Source organism: Streptomyces sp. NPDC004609, from assembly GCF_042873655.1.
Taxonomy (GTDB): domain Bacteria; phylum Actinomycetota; class Actinomycetes; order Streptomycetales; family Streptomycetaceae; genus Streptomyces.
The window spans coordinates 37268-59362 of record NZ_JBIALS010000022.1; the positions used below are offsets into that span (position 1 = coordinate 37268).

Below are 22095 nucleotides of genomic sequence, written 5' to 3' on the forward strand. Positions count from 1 at the left end.
TGGTCACGGGTATGAGGGATTGATGGGTGCCGTTTTTCGGATCCCCCTTTTGCCTCGGCTCGCAGGATGGCGAGGAAGGCGAGTGCGGCCATGGAGAGGGTTATGTGCCGGTACCACGCTGTGTAGCCGAGGACCTGATGGTGATCGAGCCCCGTCTCATTTTTCGCGGTCTGGAAACACTCCTCGACCATCCACCGAGATCCTGCGATCCGTACGAGTTCCTCCAGCGAAGTTCCGGCGGGGCAGAAGGAGATGTAGTAGGCGACATCCTTGGGGTCGGTAGGACTGCGCCGTGCCAGCAGCCAGTGGTCCCGGCCTTCGCGTCGCCAGGGCCGGATCCCGGCTTGGGCCCAGTAGTACTCGCGTCGGCCGTGAGCACCATCGCCACAGCTCAGGCGTACCCACGCGTCATCGGGAAGGCGGCTGACCAACTCGTGCGCGCGGGCCTGGCCGAAGAATTCCATGTGATGACCATCTGCGATTTCGGGACGGCGAGTACGTGAGGGATGTCGTGTTCTTCCAGCCACATCCGGATACGGCTTGTCTGGCCGTAGAGCTCATCGGCGGTCACCCACCCGAACGGGATACCGGCCTCCACCGCACGCTCCAGCATGCGCAGGCCCATGTCCGGCTTGGTAGCGAACTCGACATCGTCGCCGATGCCGGCAGCCCGGCACCGTTCGCGGTCAGACGTCCAGCCCTTCGGCAGATACAACTCGCGGTCGATCAGAGCCCGTCCCCGGTCGGATCCGTAAGCCAGGAACACCCCGATCTGGGAATTCTCGATCCGGCCCGGGGCTCGTATCCGAATAACTGTCAGAGTTGATCTGTTGGGGGGTCTTCAGGGAGTGGTAGGCGGGCCTTGAGCTGTTTGAGGGTGCGGGCGGGTGTTCCGGGCAATGGGGTGACGGCGACGCGGTGCAGGTCCAGCAGGCGGTGGCCGTCTTGGAACTGGTTGGACAGGTTGGTGCGGGTGACCTTGAGGAGTTGGGCCAGGAGGGTGCTGGTGATTGCTCCGCGGCGGCGTAATAGGGCTGCCAGGAGGCGGTGGTAGTGGTCCAGGCTGCTGGTTTGGGGGTGGAGGTAGCTGCGTGGGCGGTGGAAGCGTCGTTGGAAGGCCGCCTCGGCCAGGGCGTCCCAGTACGGTTCCGAGCTGGCGACCAGGTGGTCGAAGGCAGGCCGTGACATTCCGGTCAGGGCCGGATCGGTGAGCATCGTGGTCAGGGCGGGATCGATCCGGCGCCGGCTTCTGGTTGGCTCGGGCGGCCGGGGCGGAAGCGGTGCCAGGGTGTAGTTCCAGTCGCCGTGGAAGGTGTGGGGTGTGATCGGCAGGGCCTGGAACTCGGCGGGTGTGACCGTGGTGCCCAGGACGTAGCTGCCTGTGTCCAGCGTGGCGCTGATCCTCAGCCCGGTGCGGGTGGTTGTGGCGGCGATGGTTTCGATGACGACCCGGTAGCTGGTGAGTGGGCGGCCGCGCCAGTTCGCGGTGATGTGGCAGAACATCCGGTGTTCGATCTTGTTCCACTTCGATGTTCCGGGTGGGAGGTGGCAGACGGTGATCTCCAGTCCGCTCTCGAGGGCGAAGGCGGCCAGGTGCTTCTTCCATGTCCAACGGCGGGGGTCGTTGGATCCGCCGGAATCGGCGGTGATCAGCAGGCGGGTGGCATCCGGGTGGTCGCTTCGTCCGCAGTGTTGCCACCAGCGGCGGATGGATTCCACCGCGAACTCGGCGGTGTCGTGATCGGTTCCGACGTTGACCCAGCCGGTGTTGCGGGCGATGTCGTAGACCCCGTAGGGGATGACCACCGGTTGGGCGCTGGTGATGAAGGTGTGGCAGTCCACGCGGATCGGGTCCCTGCCCGGCCGCCAGGTGCGGCCGGGCAGGCCGCGGTTGCCGAGCAACTCCTTGGCCTTGGTGTCCACGCTGATCACCGGCTGGTGCTCGTTGAGGAATGCGGTGGCGGTGGCGTTCAGGTGGGTGAACTGGGCGTCACGGTCTGGACGACCGGCGCCTTCCGAGGTCTTCACGGTGCCCTGCAGGCTGTATCCCAGGGCGCGCAGCAGGCGTCCGGCGGTTGCCGCGCTGACCGTGTGACCCTGTGCGGTCAGTATCGAAGCCAGGTTGCGCAGCGAGAGCGTGGTCCAGCGCAGCGGTGAGACCGGATCGCCACGGGTGTGTGGCTCGATCAGTGCTTCCAGCGCGGGCAGGAGACCGGTGTCGGTGACCGTCAGCGGTTTCCGGCTGGCTCCCGGTGCTCTGATCCGGCCAGGTGGTAGCGGACGGCCGGACAACTCGGCGATTCCCCGTGCGATGGTGGCAGTGCCGGCGCCGGAGGCGGCGGCCACTACCGTGATCCCGCCGTGGCCGAGTGACGCGGCCTCGCTGGCGATAGAGCCGGCGGCGACGCTCATCGAGATGGGCAGGAGCTGATCGAACTTGGTTTTCAGAGCTGTCATGGCGAAGGCTCTGCCGGACGTTCACGCAGCCATACCCCAGTGTCCCGCCAACACCAGTCCACCGAGCACTAATTGAAATACAGCTCCCCGCAGTGCCGGTGTACTGCCGCTGGGCACCGACAGTGTCGGTGCCCTTCTTCACGTCGCCGGTCTCGTCGACAACCAGGACTGCCTCGTCGTCGTGCAAATACTCGACCACGTAGGCGCGCACGTCGTCGCGGACCTGGTCGGCGTCCCACTTGGCCCGCCCGAGCAGGTGCTGCATGCCGTCCGGGGTCCTGTCCCCGGCCCACTCGGCGATGGTCCAGCAGTTCTTGCGCGGCAGGTCCGACAGCAGGCCGAGTACCAACTTCCGGGCCCGGCGCCGGGATTCCACCCGCGTGAACCGGCCCGCGATCCGGGCCATCAGGCCCTCGAACGCCTCCTGCCAGCGGGCAGGGTCTACGCTGTGACCTGCGGCCACCGCATGATCGTTTGTCTTCACACACCGATGATCAACGGTGGCCGCACCCGTCTCCACAGCGCGTCGGGGTCGCGCAGCGTCTGCCTGCCGTCATGTGTCTGGAGGACTTGTGCAACGTGGCGAAGTCTGGTGGGTCCAGTTCGACGAGCGGAGGTTGGTCGTACTGCTGTCGGGAGAGGACACGTCCGGGATCCGGGTGATGCAGGTCGTCGCTCCGGCAGGCGTCGACATCAGCGGTCTGGGCATCGAAGTGACGGTCGGCGCCGGTGAAGGACTGCCGTTCGAAGGCGTGCTGCGGCTCGCGTTCCCGCGTCCAGGCTTCACCCCGTGCACGTGGCTGACCACAGTGTCCCGGGACGACCTGATAGAGCGGGAGGCCGTCCTGTCCTCCGTGAAGCTCAGCGAGATTGACGACGCCCTCCGACTCGCTGAACAAGCGCAGGAGCAGACCACGGCAACGACGGCGAAGCTCAGCGAGATAAGAGACGCCCTCCGTCTCGGTGAACTCAGGTAACCGAAGAAGGAGCCGACGCCCGCGACGGCGTGGGCGATCTCGGACGAGATGATCGACGCTGACCACCTGCCGCCTCGGCGCCCCTCACCATCGAGATCACGATCTACGGCTGGAGTACTAGGGGAAATAGGGCCGTTGCAAGGGCTTGCACTCGTTCGTATCATATCGGCGTCGGGTATCTGCCAATGTGGGGATCTCGCTCTCGAGATTTCTCTGGAATGTTTGCGTCGTTTGCCCGCTGTGCGGCACTGTGGCGCTCGGGGAAGAGCCCAGAACAGTCATAAATCGGGACATGGTGACAAATTGCGATCGAGTGGCTCGCGGTGGCATGGATATCTCGCTTTCGGCTGGGCGACGATTTTCGCGGGTGTGCATTTCTTCTGGGCGCTCGGTGGGGAAGACGGACTGGATATCTCTGCCGGAAAGCAGCTTGCGGTCGAGCGGCCGGACTGGTTCGTGGTCGGCGGTCTCTGGGCGGTGGGCTTCCTGTGCCTGGCAGGTGCCCTGGTGGCGCTGGGGCTGCGGCGGCGCGGTGTGCACGGGCGCCCGTGGACATTACTCAAGCTGCTCGGTTCGGGGATCGGCGTGCTGCTGCTGGTCCGGGGAATCGGCGTGGAGACGTTGCTCATCACGGGCGCGTCGGGGGTCGATGGAGTCAGTTCTGCGCAGAAGTTCTGGACGCTCGCCCTCTGGAACCCCTGGTTCATTCTCGGCGGCGTGCTGTTCAGCCTGGCGGCATGGAGTTTCGGAAAAGAAATGGCCGGGGAATGAAGTGCGAGGTGGTTCGCCGAGAGGCGGGTGGATTAGTCACGCCTGATTTCGGGTTAGCGTTCGAAAATCGTGAGGGGGTAATTGTCTTGAATATCGCGTGGTGGCGCGAAGGAATTTGTTCAGAATTTGTGAGAACTTCACCAGAGTGCCGGGCAGCCGTCCATGCGGCGTCTGCAGTAATTGGGTGGGTGAATTGCGGTGCCCAGTGGTGACGAGGTCGACGCGTTACCGAGGAGTACTACCCGGTCGACGGACCGTTCCTGGTCGGCCGTGAGGCAGAGCTGAGAGCAGCTGACGAGGTGACAGGACCGCAAGCCCGGGACAACGTCGCCCTTGTCTCGGGCCCGGTCGGATTCGGGAAGTCCGCGTTCGCGATCCGGTGGGCGCACCGGCTGATCGGCGGCTTCCCGGACGGCCAGTTGTGCGTCGATGTGCGGGGTGAGCACGGGCCCCTGACCAGCGAGCGTGTTTTCGGGGTGCTGCTGGATCGCCATCGTCAGCGACGGCTGGGCACACCCTGGCGCACCGCTCCACGTACGCGCCCGGCAGCGAGGGCGCCTGGCGCTGGGGCCGAGACATCCTTCCGGAAGCCATGGAGCGCCGGTCGAGCCCTGCCGAACCTCACCGGCAGGGGCTTCGCCACACACTCCGTATCAGTGGCGTAACAGACTCCCGGCCGTGCCTCCTTGCCACTGCTCTCCACCGATACGTTCCCCCCCATCACAACCCATCGAGGGGCAGTTCACGCATGAGCCAGCAATTCCCGCCCAGTCCACCCCAGCCCGGACACGGCTACCCCGGATTCCCGCCCCCGCCGAAAAAGCGCATGTCCACCGGGGCCATCGTCGCCATTGTCCTCGGCAGCGTCTTCGGTGGCCTGCTGCTGCTCGGCATCATCGGAGCCGCACTCAGCGACGACACGGCCGCTACGGGTCAGGACAAGGGCACCCCGACCGCCGAAGCCCCCGCGCAGAAGAAGGCGCCGGCCGCAGCCGCCGAGCCGGAGAAGGCCAAGGCCGAGAAGAAGCCCGAGCCCGAGCCGGAGCCGGAGGTGAAGGTCACGGCGAAGAAGGCGACCTTCACTCCGAGCATCCTGAACGACGGCGGGGCGTTCACCAGCGTGAAGGTGACGGTCACGAACAACAGCGACAAGAAGATCAGTATCAACCCGCTGTACTTCACGATCACCGACACCAACAGCACGAAGCACGAGGCCGAGCTCGGCGAGGACGAGAACCAGATCAACACCATGGACCTCGCACCCGGAGAGAACGTCAGCGGCATCATCACCGGCGAGGGCAGGTTCACCCCGAAGTACGTCACGTACGTCGACGGTCTGTTCGGCGAGGGCGTGCGCGGCGATGTGAACTGACCATCTGCCCTCTTGAGGCTCCGTCAGGTACGCGGAGCGCGGCGCGTGGGCGGGGTGTACCCGGCTTGTGGCTGGAAAACGGGGGGATTCGCTTCCCGCAGTTGCTCGCGCCGCAGGCGGTCGAGGTGCGGGTTGTCGAGTGAGTGCATATGGCCCCTGCACACGAGGTGGCCGCCGATCATCGTCAGGGGGCGCGGGGTCGTGTCGTCGTCGAAGAGGCACAGGAAGCAGTGAAGGTCCATGGCCCGATGCTGCCCGTCCCGGTGTGCGGCGGGAAGGGCGGCATCGGGGGCGTGGGGTGTACCCGACGGGTCCCGCCGACGGAAGGGTGGGGCGGCGGAGGGAGGTCTCCGTAGGGACGGCCGTGCGGCTGCAGGGGGTGGTCTCTCTGCGGAGGGCGGTGCGGCTGCAGGGGGTGGTCTCTCTGCGGAGGGCGGTCCGGGAGCAGGAGGACGGTCCGGGGACAGTGGGTCGGTCTTCTTGCGGAGGACGGTCCCGTTGCGCAGGGGGTCGTCCGGGGGCGCTCGCCGGGGGCGTTACGCGCCGATGCGGGGCCGTGAGCGGTGCCCAAGGATGGCCCGGCAGCGGGGCCCGTAAGCCGGCGTCCGCCGAATCTGTGCACGGATCGTCAACAACTGTGCAGGGACAGTCAAGGACAGCCGGGCCGCAGGCCGTCACAGTCGAACGGTCCAGCCATGCGCCGCACATGAGAGGAAGCAGATGCGTCTGAGACGAGTCCTGGCCCTTTCCGCAGCCACCGTGGCCACGGTGGCGATGAGCGCCTCGGTCAGTTCGGCGGCCCCGTCCGATCGTGGGTCGGAGTTCGTGATCGGCTGGCTTTCCCAGCATTCCCCGAACGGGGGATACGGGTCGGCCGAGGCATACGCCCTCTCGGACACCACCGGATACGTCGAGGCCTGCGACCGGGGTCCCTCCGACGGCTACGGTGCCGTCGCGATACTCCAGTGGGGAACGTACAGCCAGGAGGTGGAGGACGCCAACGGCGCGGGCACCGCGTGCGCCGCCCAGCCGGTGCTTCTGCCTCCCGTCGGCAGTAACGTCGACGTCACCATCGTGGCGTGTCTGAGGTACCCCAACGGGACGCTCCAGTACTGCGACAGCAACTACACCGTCCGCTGACCCACCCGGGCCGCACGGCCCCCCGGCCCCTTCACGCCATGCGGCCCTGTTACGGGGGAACGCCCCCTGCCTCGCCCCGTCGAAGGGAGGCAGGGGGACCCTCGCCGGGAGGCGCGGGTCACATCGCGCGCGGCGCGGGGGCCGGCGGGTCCCGGTCCGTCCGCTCGAAGTCGCCCGGTCGCCATGAGCCGTTGAACGCGGCCTGTTCGGGGCCGTAGACGCGGAAGTAGGAGAACCAGCCTCGGCCGGGCGTCGTACGGATCCAGCGGTCCGGGCCGCCGGGCGGTTCCGTGGGGCCGAAGAAGAGGTCCACGCTCGGCGTGTACTCCGGGGTGAGACCGTCGAAGAGCGAGCGAAGGGCCGCCCGGCCCTGGTCGGTGACGATCTCGGAACGGGTCTGCGCGTCGTAGACCGTCAGGGACCAGAAGAGGGTCGCCGGCACGGGCAGCGGCACCGTGAGCCGGTAGGCGCGCCCGCCGTCGAGGTAGGTGCCCTCCCGGTCGCGCAGACCGAGCCAGTACAGCGAGCCCTGCCCGACCGCGCGGCGGAACATCGCCGGGGAGGCGACGATCGCCTGGGCGAACCAGCGGTCCTTCGCCTCGATGTCGAGGGAGCCCTCGCGTTCGAACGAGCCGTTCTCCGGGCGGAGTCCGGCCCACTCCCAGGTGCGGTCGGGCCACACGAGACGGTCGGGCCGGACGGAGGCGAAGGCGGACACGAGCAGACCGTCGCGCCCCCGGCGGGCCGCCTCGCTCAGCACGCCCGCCATCCGCCCGTCCGGCGCGAAGGGCTTGCCGGCCTCGATGCCCAGCTCCGCGAGCAGCCCCAGCATCGGGCGCATCTCCTCGACCGGGGGCTCGGAGTCGATCACCCCGTGCAGGACCCGCCAGAAGTCGAGGTTGTCCTCCCACCGCAGACAGGTCCAGTCGGCGGGCCGGTCGCTGTGGTCGGTGAAGGTGTACGGGGGCGGGTCGTCGCTCCGGGACAGCGGGTGGAACCGGGTCGCGGACAGCGCCTTCTTCGCGGTCTCCACATCGCCGCGCACCGGCAGCGCACGCAGGGTGCAGAACACGGTCCAGGAGTCGCTGCGGACGACCGTGTACCCCTTCTCGGGGAGCCGGTCCTCGTGGCCGGGCGGCAGCAGCAGATGGCGGCCGCCCTTCGAGCCGTACGCCCCGGGCAGACCGAGGTCGGTCAGCCAGCGGTGGTGATGGTCGTCCACCAGGCCGATGAGCGGGCCGGGAGGGAGGTCGATCACCATCGGGCCGCTCCGGCGCAGATCCAGTACGCCGACGGAGTACGGGGTGTCGGAGTTCAGGGTGAAGCCGAGGTGGTGGGGGCGGGCGATGAACAGCAGCGCGTTGCTGTTGTCGACGGCGCCCGCGTCGCGCGTGCCCTGGAGAACGCCCTCCAGGGAGACGGTCGGGTAGAAGTAGCGGTACGCCTCGACGGCTCGCCGCAGCTCGGTCTCCGCCAGCACGGCCCGGGCGCTCTCGTGGGTGGGGTAGCCGTTCCGGAACTCCGCCGTGGCCGCCATGCCTTTCCCTCTCGTCGATCCCGTCGTTCCCGTCGGCCGTGTTGGTCGCGTTGTCTCTGTTGTTCGTGTTTGTTCCGCGTGGGCTCCCCCGGGTGCGGTCGGTGCGTCGCTCCCACCCTCGGAGGGGGCAGGGGGATCCGCTCCCCGGTGCTGGCCGAACGGGTGACCGGCGAGGCGAGGTGAAGCGGGGGAGGGCGGGGGCAGGAGCGGAATGCCCGGACGCGCGCGGCGGCGTGACGAGGAGACCCCGCACCCGGGCGTCGGAGCGGCCGGGCGAGGGCCCGGGCTCCGTACCGTGTCCCCGGCGAGAGCGCCCGGCGCTGGCGCCGGCACCCCCGGCCCCGGCGCTGGCGCGGAACCCCGGCCCGGCGCGGGTGTCCCGGAACCGGCCCCGGCGCCGACGCCCCGAACGCGGGAAGACCCTAGTGGCGGCCCGAGATCCGGTCGGCCAGTCGGGCGACCCGGTCCGTCGTCGTCGTACGGCCCGACGACTCGCGGCGGTCCGCGCCCCGGTAGGCCGCGTACATCGCCTGGACCCCCAGCCAGCGCAGGGGCTCGGGCTCCCACTTGCGGACCTTGTGGTTCACCCAGGGCAGGGTGGTGAGATCGGTGGGGCCGGACTGGCCGGAGTCCTGCTGGACCAGATCGCGCAGGGTGCGGGCCGCCAGATTGGTGGTGGTGACGCCCGAGCCGACGTAACCGCCCGCCCAGCCGAGGCCGGTGGAGCGGTCCAGGGTGACCGTGGCGCACCAGTCTCGGGGCACGCCGAGGACGCCCGACCACGCGTGGTCGACACGGGCGCGCGCCGCGGCGGGGAAGAAGCGGACGAGCATGTCCCGCAGCGCCTCGACGGTCGCGGGCGCGGTGCTGCCGTCGCTGTCCGTACGGGAGCCGAAGCGGTACGGGACCCCCCGGCCGCCGATGGCGATCCGGTCGTCCGCCGTGCGCTGGGCGTACACATAGGCGTGGGCCATGTCGCCGAGGGTCTCCCGCCCGTCCCAGCCGATGGTCTCCCACACCGACGGCGGCAGCGGCTCGGTGGCGATCATCGAGGAGTTCATCGGCAGCCAGGCCCGGCGCTCGCCCTTGACCGTCGCCGTGAAGCCCTCGGTGCAGCGCAGGATGTAGGGCGCGCGGACTGTGCCGTAGGGGGTGACCGCGTGCTTCGGCCGGATCTCCGTGACCGGGGTCGACTCGTGGACGGTGACGCCGAGCGCCTCGACGGCCGCCGCGAGGCCCTTCACCAGTTTCACCGGCTGGAGCCGCGCGCCGTGCGGGGTCCAGCCCGCGGCGATGGCTCCGGCCACCCGTATCCGCTCCGCGGTCTCGCGGGCGCCGAGCAGCAGGCGGTCCTTCTCGCCGAACGCGACCTCGGCGGCGTGGAACGCCTTGAGACGCTCCAGCTGGGCCGGGGTGCGGGCCACTTCGAGGACCCCGCCCTGGTGGATGTCGGCGTCGATGTCCTCCTCGGCGGCCACCCGGATGACCTCGCCGACGGCGTCGTTCATCGCCTGCTGGAGGCGTACGGCGGCGTCGTGGCCGTGGAGCGCGGCGTAGCGGTCGCGCCCGGCGATGCCGTTGTAGAGCCAGCCGCCGTTGCGCCCGGAGGCGCCGTATCCGCAGAACTTCGCCTCCAGGACCGTGATGTTCAGGAACGGCGCGGCCTTCTTCAGGTAGTACGCCGTCCACAGACCGGTGTATCCGCCGCCGACGACGCAGACGTCCGCGGTGGAGTCACCGGGGAGCGGTTCGCGGGGCGCGGGGAATCCGTCCTGCGCGTACCAGAACGATATGCCGCCGTTGACGGTGCTCGCCGTGCTGCTCATAGGGTCCCTGCTCATCGGGTCGTCATGGGGTCGTCATGGGGTCGTCGGGCTGTTCCGTCAGCGGAACTGCGGACATACGACTGTAAGCACGGCGGAGGGGCCGTGAGAATAACGGAATTCGTTGATCTGGGGTTCGTAGGATCGATGGCGTGATCGAGGTTCCGGAAGCGCTGGCCGAGCAACAGCTCCAGTACGGGGGAGAGGGAGCCCGTGCCTTTCTCGCCGCCCTGCCCGGGCGTGCGGAGGAGTTCCTGGAACGCTGGGAGCTGACCCCCGCCGGGCCCGCCATGCACGGCATGTGCGCGCTCGTCCTGCCCGTGAGACACCCCGACGGCACGGAATCCGTACTCAAACTCCAGGACCTGGACGAGGAGACCGCGGGCGAGCCGGAGGCGCTGCGGGCCTGGGACGGGGACGGTGCCGCCCGGCTCCTGGACCACGACCCCGCGACCGGCACCCTGTTGCTGGAACGGCTGGGTTCACGCCATCTGTCCGCGGTGGAGGACGCGCGGGAGGCCGTCCGGATCCTGGCGGAGCTGCTGGCCCGGCTGACGGCACGGTCCGCGCCCGGCGGGGTGCGCCGCCTCGCCGACATCGCCGACGCCATGCTCGACGCGGTCCCCGGCGCGCTGGAGCGGGTGGCCGCCGCGGACGAGCGCCGGCTGCTGAAGGACTGGGCCGCCGCCGTACGGGAAGTGGCGGGGGAGCCCGGCGACCGGCTGCTGCACTGGGATCTGCACTACGGCAACATCCTGGCCGCCGAGCGCGAGCCCTGGCTCGCCATCGACCCCAAGCCGCTCGCCGGTGACCCCGGCTTCGAGCTGCTGCCCGCCCTCGTCAACCGCTTCGACCCGGCCGAGGCCCCGTGGCGGTTCGACCTGATGACCGAGGCGCTGGGGCTGGACCGGGAGCGGGCGCGGGCGTGGACGCTCGGGCGGGTGCTCCAGAACTCCCTGTGGTGCCTCGGCGACGGCGAACCGCGCCTGCCGCAGGACCAGGTGTCCATCGCCCGGGCGCTGCTGGGCCGCGGGAAGGGCCGCTGAGCGCCGGTGACCGGCCGCGAGGGGCCCCTTCTGTGCGGGGGCTCTCCGGTGCGGGGCCTCTCCGGCGAGCGGGTGGACGGGTGAGCGGGTGAACCGGCCCGCCGTGTCCTCGCGTGACACGGCGGACGGCGACGGCGAGAGGTGGCGGGGTCCCCGCTCGTGAGGGGCTCCTCACCCCGGCCGGGATCAGGGCACGAGCACGACCTTGCCCATCGTGGCGCGTGTTTCCAGCGCGTGGTGCGCGCCGGACGCCTGGGCGAGGGGGAAACGCTGGACGTGCGGGCGGAGCCGGCCGCCGGCGGCCTCGGCGAGCGAGCGTTCCTCCAGGACGCGGATGTCCCCGCCCACCGGCTGGAGCATCTCCGGGCCGAGGACGTTCCGCGAGGTGATCCCCCGGTCGGCCAGCTCCTCGTCGGTGAACGACAGCGGAGTGCCGTCGTGCGGGTCCTGCCCGGACCAGCCGTATACGAGGTGCTGTCCGCCCTTGCCGAGCAGATCCACGGCCGCGAGCGCGGTCGCCCCGCCGACCGAGTCGAACAGCACGGTCGCGTCCCGGTCGCCGAGGTGGGCGCGGACCCGGTAGGGCCAGTCGGGCAGGGTGTAGTCGACGGCGAGGTCGGCGCCCGCCGCGCGGACGCGGGAGACCTTCACCGGACCGCCCGCGAGGCCGATGACGGTGGCGCCCGCGTTCTTGGCGTACTGCACGAGGAGGGTCCCGATACCGCCCGCCGCGGCCGTGACGACCGCGATGGAGCCGGGCTCCAGATCCGTGAACTGGAGGATCCCCATCACCGTACGACCGGTGCCGATCATGGCCACCGCCTCGGCCTCGTCGAGACCGGGCGGGATCTCGTGGAGTCTGCCGGTTTCGGTGACGGCGAGTTCCGCGTAACCGCCGGGCACCGTCCCGAGGTGCGCGACGACCTTCTTGCCGAGCCACGTCGGATCGGCGCCCTCGCCGAGCCCGTCCACCGTGCCCGCGACCTCGCGGCCGGGGATCGTGGGCAGTTCGGCAGTGCCGGCAAAGGGGCCGGCCGCCCCCCTCCGCAGGGCCGTGTCGACGAGATGGACACCGGCCGCGGCGACGGCGATGCGCACCTGGCCGGGGCCGGGGACCGGGTCCTCGACGGTCTCGTACGAGAGGTTCTCGGCGGGGCCGTAGGCGTGGAGGCGGATCGCGTGCATGGGTGCTCCCGGGGGTGCAGCGGTGGCGTACGGACCGTTTCCGCTCCACCCTGCAACCTCAAGGGCGCTTGAGGTCAACCGGATGTCCGGCTTTCCGCCGGCAGCGGGCCGTGCCCGGTCCGCCGCCGTGTACGGCTCCGGGCGCGCCGGGGTTCCCGACCCCGTGGTCCCCGCTCGGCCCGCGCGGATCGCTCGGCCCGCTCGGACCGCGTCCGGGTCAGCTACGGGGGAAACGGGCCTGGAGGTCCCAGACCACGGGATTGTCCGCGAGCCCTTCGTGCATGTCGGAGAGGTCCGCGATCAGATCGTGCAGAAAGTCCCGCCCCTCCCGGCGCAGCTCCGCGTGGCTGAAGGTGAGCGGGGGCTCGTCCCCGGCCGTCCAGTCCGCCGCCACGTCCACCCAACCGAACCGCCGCTCGAACAGCATCCGGTCGGCGGACTCCGTGAAGTCCAGCTCGGCGTGCTGCGGGCGGGAGGCCCGGCTGCCGAGGGGGTCCCGGTCGAGCTGCTCGGCGATGTCGCACAGCGCCCACGCGAAGTCGAGGACCGGCACCCATCCCCAGGCCGTGGACAGCTCCCGGTCCGCCTCGGTGTCGGCGAGATACACGTCCCCGCAGAACAGGTCGTGCCGCAGCGACCGGACGTCCGCGCGCCGGTAGTCGGTCTGCGGGGGGTCGGGGAAACGACGGGAGAGGGAGTAGCCGATGTCGAGCACGGGCTGATGGTGTCACGCGCCCGCGAGCCGTGGCGCGGCCGTCCCCCGGTCCGTGCGCACGCGCGTACTTTCCGGGCGGGAGCCGGAAAACCCGGCCCTTGTGGACGGCAGGCACAGGAACAGGGGTTCGCCATGCGCCGGATGAACAGCGCGGAGAAGAAGCCGGAGAACAGCCCGGGGAAGAAGCCGGAGAACGAGCCGGTGAACAGCCGGAAGAGCAGCCTGGTGGGAGGCCGCCGTATCCACCGGCCGCGCCGTCCGGGCCGGACCGTCCGTTCCCGGAGCACACGCCGGCGGACCGGCGGAGCCGCACTCGGAATCGCCCTCGCCCTCGCGGGAACGCAGGCGGGTGCCGCGCCCGGAACAGCCGTATCCGGAATCGCCGCGCCGGCGCATTCCGGTCCCGTGCATTCCGGTCCGGTGTATTCCGGTCCCGTGTATTCCGGGTCGGTGCGTTCGGGGCCGGCGGAATTCCGGCCCGCGCACGCCGTTTCGGCGGGCATCGCCCCCGCGCCCCCGCTCAAAGGCGGCTCGAACTACTTCGTCTACCACCTCGAAGGCTGCCACCGTGAGCCGTACGGCGTCGTCAACAGCTACGACCAGGCCCCCGAACTGATCCGGGCGCACCTGCGGCAGATGGCCGACGCGGGCCAGAAGCGGCTGCGGATTCCCGTGTTCCATCACCGCGGTCCCGATTCCGGAACGGTGATGGACTCCACGGGCGGACGGCTCTCCGACGGAAACGCGGAGAATCTGTCCCGGCTGCTGAAAGCCGTCGCGGAGAACGGGTTCGAGGAAGTGGAGCTGGGTTTCTTCCCTCTGGACGCCAACGACCCGATGAACTGGACCACCGTCGACGAAAGCCTGTACGCCGAAAACCTCTCCGTCATCCGGCAGGTGCGGGAGCTGGTCGTCCGTTCGGGTGTGCCGTACGTCCTCGATCTGGTCAATGAGGGAGCGCCCCCGCCGGAGCCGGAGTACCGCGCTCTCCTGGAGTACGACAAGCGCCTGTGGGCCGACTACACCCGCGCCTACGGCACCGCCGACACGGTCGGGTTCTCGCTGACGGTCTGGTCGGCGGGCCGCGTACCGCAGCTGCCGGAGGTGTACGGGGACCGTCCGCCGGCCGTCCTCGAAGTCCATCTGTACGGGAAGCCGCACGACGGGGACGAGTACCGGCAGTTCATGGACACGGACGCGGCGATGGACCGCATCGGCTACCAGCAGCCGTGGATCATCGGGGAGGTCTACTACAACGACCCCGAGGCCGCCGCCGGGATCCGCCGGGCGATGAAGGACGCGGACCGGCCGGTGCGCCATCTGACGCAGTGGCAGCTGTCCCGGGGCGCGCCGTGCGACGCGGATGTCGCGCCCGCGGCGGCGTACGACGCGTATGCGAAGGAGGGCTTCTGACCCTCGGGGCCGGGCCTGGCATGGGCAGGGCCCGGGTGTGGGCCGCGCGCCCGCTCAGCCGCACGAGCGCCGGTAGGTCTGGCCCGGGAAGTGCTCGGGCCAGTCCGGCTCGGTGAGCCCCGGACCGTCCAGCGCGCAGATCCGGCGCGCCACCTCCCCGGCGTCGTTGCTCCAGAGCCGCACGGTGGAGTCCATGCCCGCGGTCGCCAGCGACCGGCCGTCGGGGCTGAACGCGGCCCCCAGGACCGGACCCGTGTGCCCGGTGAGGGTGGTGAGGAGCGCGGGGCGGCGGGGGTCGCCGACGTCCCAGAGCTGGACCGTGCGGTCGTCGCTGGTGGTCGCCAGCGTACGGCCGTCCGGCGCGAAGACGGCCTCCCGGGACGCCTCCCGGTGGCCGACGAGGATCCCGGCGACCCGGCCCGGTGCGCGCAGATCCCACAGCCGGGTCCTGCGGTCGTCGTCCGTCGTCGCCAGCAGCCGCCCGTCCGGTGAGAACGCGGCACGGTTGACCTGGTTGGGATGACCCAGCGTCGCGCGCAGCACCGGCCGCCGCCGATGGGTCAGATCCCACAGCCGGGCCTGGTAGTCCCCGCCGGTGGTGGCGAGGAACCGGCCGTCCGCGCTGAGGGCGAGGCCGTTGATCCGGTCGGTGTGCCGGGTGAGGGTGGTGAGTCCCACGGGCTTCGCCGGATCGCTGATGTCCCACAGCCGCGCGGTCCGGTCCTCGCCCGCCGTCACCAGGAGCCGCCCGTCGGGGCTGATGACCGCCGCGTGGACGAGATCCGTGTGCCGGGTGAGGGTGGCGAGGCGTACGGGCTTACCGGGCTTGCCGATGTCCCACAGGCGGGCCGTGCGGTCGTCGCCCGCCGTCACCAGCAGCCGCCCGTCACGGCTCACGTCCAACGCGTTGATCAGGCCCTTGTGGCCGCGCAGCACACCGACGGGGGTGCCGGCGGGTGCGCCGGAGGCGGCTCGGGTCCCGGGGGCGGGGGCGCTCCACAACCGGGCCGTCCCGTCCGCGCCCGCCGTCACCAGCAGGGTGCCCCGGCGGGCCCACCGCACGGCCGTGAGCCCGCCCGGCGGGCCGAGCAGCACGGGCGGCGGAAGATGCCACAGCAGCAACCGCCCCTCGTCGTCCCCGGTCGCGAGGGTGCCGCCTCCGGGGGCGTACGCCACCGAACGCACCGGATTCGGCTGCGGAAGGGTCACCACATGGCGTCCGGAGGGAACCTCCCACAGCCGTGCCGTCTGATCGTCCGCGCCGCTGGCGAGCTGCCGCCCGTCCGCGCGGAACGCGAGGCTGTTGACCAGACCCGTGTGTCCGGTCAGCTCCCGCGAAGCGCCGGGGCGCCGCGCCTCGTCCACGGGCGTCAGCCGTACGGTCCGGTCGAAGCTCGCGCTCGCCAGCAGCCGGCCGTCCGGTGCGAACGCCACCGCCCGCACCTGGGCCCGGTGCCCGCGCAGGGTGGCGGTGAGCACGGGCCGCCCCGGCCGGGTCGGATCCCACAGCCGTACGGTGCGGTCGTCGCCCGCGCTCGCGAGCGTACGGCCGTCGGGGCTGAAGGCGAGGGCGTTCACGGGGCCGGTGTGCTCCCGGGCCGCCTGCCCGCCGAAGGAGGCGGGGGAGCGGCCGGAGGCTGCCCGTGACCTGCCCGGGCCGGCCCCGGACCGGCTGGAGCCCGCCGCCCCGGCTCCGGAACCCGCCGCCGTCCCGCCGCCGGAGCCGGCAGAGCTACCAGAGCCGACGGAGTTACGGGAGCCGGCGGACCCAGGGAAGTCGGCAGAGCTACGGGAGCCGGCAGAGCCGTGGGAGTCGGCGGAGCCGCCACGGGAACCACGCGGGCTGCCGGAGCCGGTGGAACCGGCGGAATCACCCGGGGCCGCCGCGTACCCGCCCGAGCCCGTGCGCTGCCACACGCGGACCGAGCCGTCCGCTCCGGCCGCCGCCAGCCGTTTGCCGTCCCGGCTGAACGCGACGGCCTCCACCTCCGTCCCCGTGCGGGCGGAGAACACCTCACGGCGTCCCTTCCGCAGATCCCGCACCCGTACCGCCCGGTCCTCCCCGCCGGTGGCGAGCAGCCGCCCGCCCGGGCCGAGGGCCACGCTCGTGCCGCCCTTCGGCTCGCGCAGGACGGCGAGGGCGCGCGGACGGGCGGGCGTGCCCGTGTCCGTGAGCCGGACCGTGCCCTCCTCGCCCGCGCTCGCCATCACCTTCCCGGCGAAGGCCAGTGCCCGTACCGAATAGCGGTGGCCCGCGGCCGGTGTCGAGTAGACGCTCCCGGAGGAGGCCAGCAGAGCGCCCCGCGTCTGGGGCGTACGGACGATCCGGTACGCCGCCAGGCTCAGCTTCATCGCCTGGGACGGGTCGACCTGGCGCATCCGTTCCGCGTGGTCGACCGCGACCTGCGCGGCGGACGCGTCCCGTTCGGCCAGGGCGGCGGAACGCTGCCGCAGCGCGAATCCGGTGGCCGTCGCCGTCAGCAGCACGAGCACCGACAGCGCCGAGACCAGCTGCCACAGCCGGCGTGTACGGCGGCGCTGCGCGGCGGCCTCCGCGCGGCGGCGCGCCTCACCGGCGTCCAGGAACCTGCGCTCCAGCGCGCTGCCGTCCGCGAGCCGCCCGCTCAACCAGTCGACGGCCACGGCGAGCTGCGTACCCCGGTACAGCAGCGCCGGATCACGGCCGGCGTTCTCCCACGCCTCGGCCGCCTCCAGCAGCCGCTGTCGGCTGCGCAGCCCGGCCCGGTCGGCGTCGATCCAGCCGCGCAGCCGGGGCCAGGCGTACAGCAGCGCCTCATGCGTGATCTGGACGCCGTCGGCGTCCAGGGTGAGCAGCCGGGCGTCCCCGAAGGCCGTCAGTACACCGTCCGCCGCTTCCGGGTCGGGCAGCAGCGACAGCAGCCGTTCGCGGCCGAGACGGCGGCGGGTGTCCTGGTCGCCGTCCCCGACCTGCACCAGGCGGAGCAGCGCCCGCCGGGCGGCGGCCCGCCCGGCCTCGTCCAGCCGCTCGTACACCCGCTCGGCGCTGGCACTCACCGCGCCCTTGATCCCGCCGGTGAGCTGGTACGCGGCGACCGTCATCCGGTCGTTCTCCCGCTGCTGCCAGGTCGCGAGCAGGGCGTGCGCCATGAGAGGGAGCGCACCGACGCCGGGGCACGGCGCGTGGTCGTCCTGCACACCCGCGTCGCGCAACAGCACCTCGACCAGCCCGGGTTCCAGTTCCAGGCCCGTGCGGCGGGCGGGTCCGGTGATGGCCTCGCGCATTTCGTCACGGGTCATCGGGCCGAGGGGGAGCTGGGAGTCCTGGAGGGCGGCCACCAGCTCGGGATGGCCGAGACAGCGTCCGTAGAAGTCGGCGCGGACACCGAGGACGACGAGGACGGCCGGACCGCCGGGGGTGGTGTGGGCGGCGAGGGAGCACAGGGCGCGGATGAAGGCGCGGCGCTCGCCCTCGTCGGGGCAGAGGGTGAAGATCTCCTCGAACTGGTCGGCGACGACGAGGAGTCCGGGGGTCCGGGGGCCGGTCCGGTCGGGCGGGGGCGGGGGGTTCTGCCGGGGGAGGTGGCGGGTGCCGGCCGCCGGGTTCCGTACGGCGTCCAGGACCGCTTCCGCGAACGTGCCCTCCTTCAGGGCCCGTAACGCCGCGTTCGGGTCGAGTCCGCCGCGGGTCGCCTCCGCCATGCCCCGGGCGAGCGCGTGGAGCGGGCGGGCGGTGGGGGTGAGGGACAGGACGGGCCACTCCCGCGAGCCCGGTACGGGCAGCGCGCCACGGGCGAGGGCCGGTACGAGACCGGCGTGGAGGAGCGAGGACTTGCCGGCACCGGAGGGGCCGACGACGACGACCGGCCCGGGGCGGTACGGGAGTTCGGCCCCGCCGCCGGCGGGGCCCGCGCCCTGCTGCCCGTATCGGGGGCCGGTCGCGTGCGTGTGCCCGGGCCCGGTCGGGTGATCGCTCCGGGCGGCGCGCGGGCCGGGTGGCTCGGATGGATCGGTCGGGGCGGCGGCCCATCGGGCGGACAGGTCGTTCGGGTTGGACAGGTCGGACAGGTCGATCGGGTCGGCCGGGGCGGCGGTTCGCCTGCCGGACCGGCCGTCGGAGCGTCGGTCGGTGAGCCGTTCGGTCAGGCGGGCGATCAGTTCGGCGGTGGCCCGCTCGCGGCCGAAGAACCAGGTGGCCTCCTCGGACCGGAACGCGGCCAGCCCCGGATACGGGCACAGCGCCCCGGCCTCGCCCTCGCGCTCCGGGGCCAGCGTCAGCAGCAGGCCGTCCGCCTTCAGCGCCTCGTCGCAACTGCTGGCGAGGCCGTACGTGGGGGGCTTCTGCCCGTTCTCCACCTTGCTGAGGTAGCCCCGGCTGTAGTGGGCGTGCCGGGCGAGATCGGCGAGCGACATCCCGCGCTCGGTACGGAGCCGGCGCAGCCGGGCGCCGAAGGTCTCGTCGGGCGGCGAAACCCGCTGCTCGGCCGCTGTTTCCCGTTTCCCGTCGCGCAAGACGACAGTCACCTCCTTGGCTGACCGGCCCTCTGGCCGAAACCATGAGCACGGCGACACTGCGTAGTCGTCACGCTACGGCGAGCCCGTGCGGAAGGCGGGGCGTACGCGTCCGCCGTACTCCCAGGAGTGACATCGCGGACTCGCCGTCACCGCACTTCCGTTCATGTCCGGCTCACCCGGCCGCCGTTCCGGCCGTCGTGTCGGCCGGGCCCACCGCCGTTCCGGCCGGTCCCACCCGGTCCGTCCCACGACAAGGAGCACCGTCACATGCCACCCGCCGCCCCGGACTTCGGTCCCGAGATCGAGAACTACGCCTCGTACCAGGGCCGGAGGGACTGCGACCCCACGGCGAAGCCCGGCCCCATCGGCTTCTGCGACCTCGTACTCCGGGCGTACCCCGGCACCACCGACCTGGGCGTCGGCCGGGCCTGCGGCGGCGGGCGGACCGAGCACACGGAGGGCCGCGCGTGGGACTGGGGTGTCGACGTGGAGACACGGGGTCATCTCGCCGCCGATCTCCTCGGCTGGCTGCTCGCCACGGACCGGCACGGCAACCCCCATGCTCTCGCCCGGCGTTTCGGGATCACGCGGATCATCTGGAACGGCCGGATCTGGGAGTCGTACCGCGCACGGGTCGGCTGGACCCCCTTCTCCGGGCCCAACCCCCACACGGATCACGTCCACTTCGGCTTCGGCTGGGCGGGCGCGCGCAGGGAAACGACGTGGTGGACCCACCCGGCGGTCCTCCAGGCGCAGTGGGCGGCCGACCCCGGAGTGGCCGACCTCGGCCCGCCCGACCTCGGCCCGGCCGCCCCCGGAGCAGCCGGCCCCGGAGCGGTCGCCTGTGCGGCCCGTTCACGGTGTCCGGTCCGCCCGTCCGGCGTATGAGGACCTCGCGCGAGCCCGGGGACGCGGTCGACTGGGCCGGGCGACGGCTGCCGTCGGAGCCCCCGTGACCGGGGCGCGGTGCGTGCGCCCGCCGGACCCGTCCGGTCCGTGAGGAACGGCGACCCGGGACCGGTCACGGGAACGGGAGACCCGCACCCCCGCACCCCACGGGACCTACGGCAGCAGGCGCCGCTCCTTCGCGACCGCCACCGCGCCCGCCCGCGTGTCCACGCCCAGCTTCGCGTAGATCCGGCCCAGATGGGTCTTCACCGTCGCCTCGCTGATGAACAGCGCCCGCGCGATCTCGCGGTTGCCCAGCCCTCGCCCCAGCTGCCCCAGAATGTCCCGTTCGCGTTCGGTCAGGGACGGTCCGCTCGTACCGCGCACATGGTCCATGACCCGGCTTGCGACGGGCGCGGAGAGCGCCGTACGCCCCTGCGCCGCCGCGTGGATCGCGGAGAACAGCTCCTCCGGCCGCTCCGCCTTCAGCAGATAGCCCGTCGCCCCCGCCTCGATCGCCCGGGTGATGTCCGCGTCGGTGTCGTACGTCGTCAGCACCAGGACGTGCACCTCGGCCGAGGCGATCCGCCGCGTCGCCTCCACACCGTCGATCCCGGCCCCCAGCTGGAGGTCCATCAGGACGACGTCCGGCTTCAGCTTCGCCGCCATGGCGACCGCCTCCTCACCGCTGCCCGCCTCGCCGACGACCTCGATGTCGGGTTCGCTGCCGAGGAGGGCGAGCAGCCCGGCGCGTACCACCGCGTGGTCGTCGCACAGCAGGATCCGTACGGCGGTCATGGCTGCTCCAAGGGGGTCTCCAGGGGAATCGCGGCGGACAGGACCGAGCCCTCGCCGGGCGCGGACTCGATGGTCAGGGTCCCGCCGAGCTGCCGCAGCCGCGCCCGCATCGCGGTGAGCCCGTGCCCCCGCAGCCCGGGGAGCGCGCCGAGCGCGGCCTCGGGCACGAACCCGCGGCCGTCGTCGGCGATGTCGAGGACCACCTGATCGTCCAGGTGGCTGAGGGTGAGCGCGGCGGCGGTCGCGTCGGAGTGCTCGCGTACGTTCGCGAGCCCGCCCTGCGCGATCCGCAACAGCGCCGACTGGACCCGGTCGGGCAGCGGGACGGGCGTACCGTCCAGATGGAACCGCACCCGCAGCGCGCCTCCCGTCTCCCGTTCGGCGAGCGCCCGCAGGGCCTCCGCGAGCCCGCCGCCCTCCGCCAGCTCGGCGGGCGCCAGATCGTGGACGAAGCGCCGGGCCTCGGCGAGGCTGCGTTCGGCGATGGACTCGGCGGTACGGACATGGCCGCGCGCGGTCGCGGGCTCGCTGTCCCAGGTGCGTTCGGCGGCCTGGAGCAGCATCTGCTGACTGGACAGGCTCTGCGCCAGGGTGTCGTGGATCTCCATGGACAGCCGCTGGCGCTCGGCGAGGGTGCCCTCGCGGCGTTCGGTCGCGGCCAGCTCGCGGCGCGTACGGATCAGGTCGTCGATCAGCGCCTGGAGCCGGTCGGCCTGGCGGCGCATATGGAGGAACACGCCGGTCGCGAGCGCGGCGACGGCGGGCGGCAGCAGGAACAGATTCGGGTCCACCCCGTCCCGCAGCCGCCACTCCGCGATCATGACGAGCGCGCAGAGCACGGCGACGAGGGCGATGGCCGCGCGGGTGGGCAGGGCCCGCAGCGCGGTGTAGATCAGCGGTACGGCGCACCAGGCGAAGCTGGGGGCCAGCAGGACGACGACGACCCAGCAGCCGACGACGAGCCCGAGCCGTACCAGTTCGGCCCGGCGCCGGGTGTGCCCGGTCAGACGGTGACCGGCGAGCTGGAGGACCGCGAGGGCGATGCCCAGGCCCACGACCCAGGGGAGACGGGGGCTGTCGGCGTGGTTGATGAGGTAGCGCAGGAGGGCGCCGGCGAGGAGGGCGATGAACGCGATGTTCATGAGCGCGTCGAGCCACCGGTTGTCGCGGCCCGCGCCCCGGTCGGGGGTTCCTGCCGCCCGCAGGCCGCCTCGGTCGGCGGCCGCTGCCGCGGCCCCGTCGCCCCGGTGGTCGCGGGGGGCGGGCGCGCGCCCTCGGTGGAACATCGTCATCTCTCCTGAGCTGGGTCTTCTTCTGCATGGTGACCCGGCGGGACCACGTCCGCATCAACCGATCGGTCGACCCGGCCGTCCTCCATGATGCCTGTGCGCTACAGCCGGTACGCCGACCGGTGGGGCCCGTGCCCGGCCGGAGGATCGATGGCGGAAGGTCCACCGAGCACCGCACACAGGAGCCCAC

The 22095-nt window shown here is 71.8% G+C and carries 15 protein-coding genes and 3 pseudogenes; 7 read left to right on the forward strand and 11 right to left on the reverse strand.

Annotation, left to right across the window (positions count from 1 at the left end; translation table 11 throughout):
* Positions 1 to 35: 35 nt before the first annotated feature.
* The 3 pseudogenes from ACFYT4_RS21830 to ACFYT4_RS21840 form a co-directional block, all read right to left on the reverse strand.
* A pseudogene (locus ACFYT4_RS21830) lies at positions 36 to 793 on the reverse strand (IS701 family transposase); the annotation flags it as partial.
* 48 nt (positions 794 to 841) lie between these two features.
* A pseudogene (locus tag ACFYT4_RS21835) lies at positions 842 to 2457 on the reverse strand (ISAzo13 family transposase).
* Positions 2458 to 2542: 85 nt separating this feature from the next.
* A pseudogene (locus tag ACFYT4_RS21840) lies at positions 2543 to 2863 on the reverse strand (transposase); the annotation flags it as partial.
* A 166-nt stretch (positions 2864 to 3029) separates the two neighbouring features.
* Between ACFYT4_RS21840 and ACFYT4_RS21845 the strand changes: the two are divergent.
* From ACFYT4_RS21845 to ACFYT4_RS21855, 3 genes are all read left to right on the forward strand, one after another.
* Positions 3030 to 3434, forward strand: coding sequence for a type II toxin-antitoxin system PemK/MazF family toxin (locus ACFYT4_RS21845; protein WP_389271343.1), 405 nt, complete (start codon positions 3030 to 3032; stop codon positions 3432 to 3434).
* 48 nt (positions 3435 to 3482) lie between these two features.
* Positions 3483 to 4205 (forward strand): DUF3995 domain-containing protein, encoded by a 723-nt coding sequence (locus ACFYT4_RS21850; protein WP_389271346.1) that lies wholly within the window; start codon positions 3483 to 3485, stop codon positions 4203 to 4205.
* A 748-nt stretch (positions 4206 to 4953) separates the two neighbouring features.
* Positions 4954 to 5577 (forward strand): DUF4352 domain-containing protein, encoded by a 624-nt coding sequence (locus tag ACFYT4_RS21855; RefSeq protein WP_389271349.1) that lies wholly within the window; start codon positions 4954 to 4956, stop codon positions 5575 to 5577.
* Between the two features lie 23 nt (positions 5578 to 5600).
* Here ACFYT4_RS21855 and ACFYT4_RS21860 read toward each other — a convergent pair whose 3' ends face one another.
* Positions 5601 to 5819, reverse strand: coding sequence for a hypothetical protein (locus ACFYT4_RS21860; protein ID WP_389271352.1), 219 nt, complete (start codon positions 5817 to 5819; stop codon positions 5601 to 5603).
* Between the two features lie 478 nt (positions 5820 to 6297).
* Here ACFYT4_RS21860 and ACFYT4_RS21865 point away from each other — a divergent pair, with 478 nt between their 5' ends.
* A complete protein-coding gene (locus tag ACFYT4_RS21865) occupies positions 6298 to 6717 on the forward strand; it encodes a hypothetical protein (protein WP_389271355.1) in 420 nt (139 codons plus the stop codon).
* Positions 6718 to 6835: 118 nt separating this feature from the next.
* Here the strand turns inward: ACFYT4_RS21865 and ACFYT4_RS21870 are convergent, their stop codons facing one another.
* Both ACFYT4_RS21870 and ACFYT4_RS21875 read right to left on the reverse strand, forming a co-directional pair.
* Positions 6836 to 8254, reverse strand: coding sequence for a DUF1254 domain-containing protein (locus ACFYT4_RS21870; RefSeq protein WP_389271358.1), 1419 nt, complete (start codon positions 8252 to 8254; stop codon positions 6836 to 6838).
* Positions 8255 to 8676: 422 nt separating this feature from the next.
* On the reverse strand, positions 8677 to 10080 hold the full coding sequence (locus tag ACFYT4_RS21875) for an NAD(P)/FAD-dependent oxidoreductase (RefSeq protein WP_389271361.1): 1404 nt from the start codon (positions 10078 to 10080) through the stop codon (positions 8677 to 8679).
* Between the two features lie 140 nt (positions 10081 to 10220).
* On the opposite strand from ACFYT4_RS21875, the gene ACFYT4_RS21880 reads away from it, so the two are divergent.
* Positions 10221 to 11123 carry an aminoglycoside phosphotransferase family protein gene (locus tag ACFYT4_RS21880; RefSeq protein WP_389271623.1) on the forward strand — a complete coding sequence of 301 codons (903 nt, stop codon included), beginning with the start codon at positions 10221 to 10223 and terminating at the stop codon, positions 11121 to 11123.
* Positions 11124 to 11309: 186 nt separating this feature from the next.
* On the opposite strand, the gene ACFYT4_RS21885 is transcribed toward ACFYT4_RS21880, so the two are convergent.
* Positions 11310 to 12308: a zinc-binding dehydrogenase gene (locus ACFYT4_RS21885; protein WP_389271364.1), complete on the reverse strand. Its 999-nt coding sequence runs from the start codon at positions 12306 to 12308 to the stop codon at positions 11310 to 11312.
* Positions 12309 to 12525: 217 nt separating this feature from the next.
* On the reverse strand, positions 12526 to 13023 hold the full coding sequence (locus tag ACFYT4_RS21890) for a hypothetical protein (RefSeq protein ID WP_389271367.1): 498 nt from the start codon (positions 13021 to 13023) through the stop codon (positions 12526 to 12528).
* 450 nt (positions 13024 to 13473) lie between these two features.
* On the opposite strand from ACFYT4_RS21890, the gene ACFYT4_RS21895 reads away from it, so the two are divergent.
* Positions 13474 to 14436: a hypothetical protein gene (locus ACFYT4_RS21895; protein WP_389271370.1), complete on the forward strand. Its 963-nt coding sequence runs from the start codon at positions 13474 to 13476 to the stop codon at positions 14434 to 14436.
* A gap of 54 nt (positions 14437 to 14490) precedes the next feature.
* Here ACFYT4_RS21895 and ACFYT4_RS21900 read toward each other — a convergent pair whose 3' ends face one another.
* A complete protein-coding gene (locus ACFYT4_RS21900) occupies positions 14491 to 18939 on the reverse strand; it encodes a helix-turn-helix domain-containing protein (protein ID WP_389271373.1) in 4449 nt (1482 codons plus the stop codon).
* 258 nt (positions 18940 to 19197) lie between these two features.
* On the opposite strand from ACFYT4_RS21900, the gene ACFYT4_RS21905 reads away from it, so the two are divergent.
* Positions 19198 to 19818 carry a hypothetical protein gene (locus ACFYT4_RS21905; RefSeq protein ID WP_389271376.1) on the forward strand — a complete coding sequence of 207 codons (621 nt, stop codon included), beginning with the start codon at positions 19198 to 19200 and terminating at the stop codon, positions 19816 to 19818.
* 174 nt (positions 19819 to 19992) lie between these two features.
* Here ACFYT4_RS21905 and ACFYT4_RS21910 read toward each other — a convergent pair whose 3' ends face one another.
* Both ACFYT4_RS21910 and ACFYT4_RS21915 read right to left on the reverse strand, forming a co-directional pair.
* The gene (locus ACFYT4_RS21910; protein WP_389271379.1) at positions 19993 to 20616 is read right to left on the reverse strand and encodes a response regulator; all 624 of its coding nucleotides are present in this window, start codon (positions 20614 to 20616) and stop codon (positions 19993 to 19995) included.
* On the reverse strand, positions 20613 to 21758 hold the full coding sequence (locus ACFYT4_RS21915; protein WP_389271626.1) for a sensor histidine kinase: 1146 nt from the start codon (positions 21756 to 21758) through the stop codon (positions 20613 to 20615). The genes ACFYT4_RS21910 and ACFYT4_RS21915 overlap by 4 nt, the downstream gene beginning before the upstream one ends.
* Between the last annotated feature and the right edge of the window lie 337 nt (positions 21759 to 22095).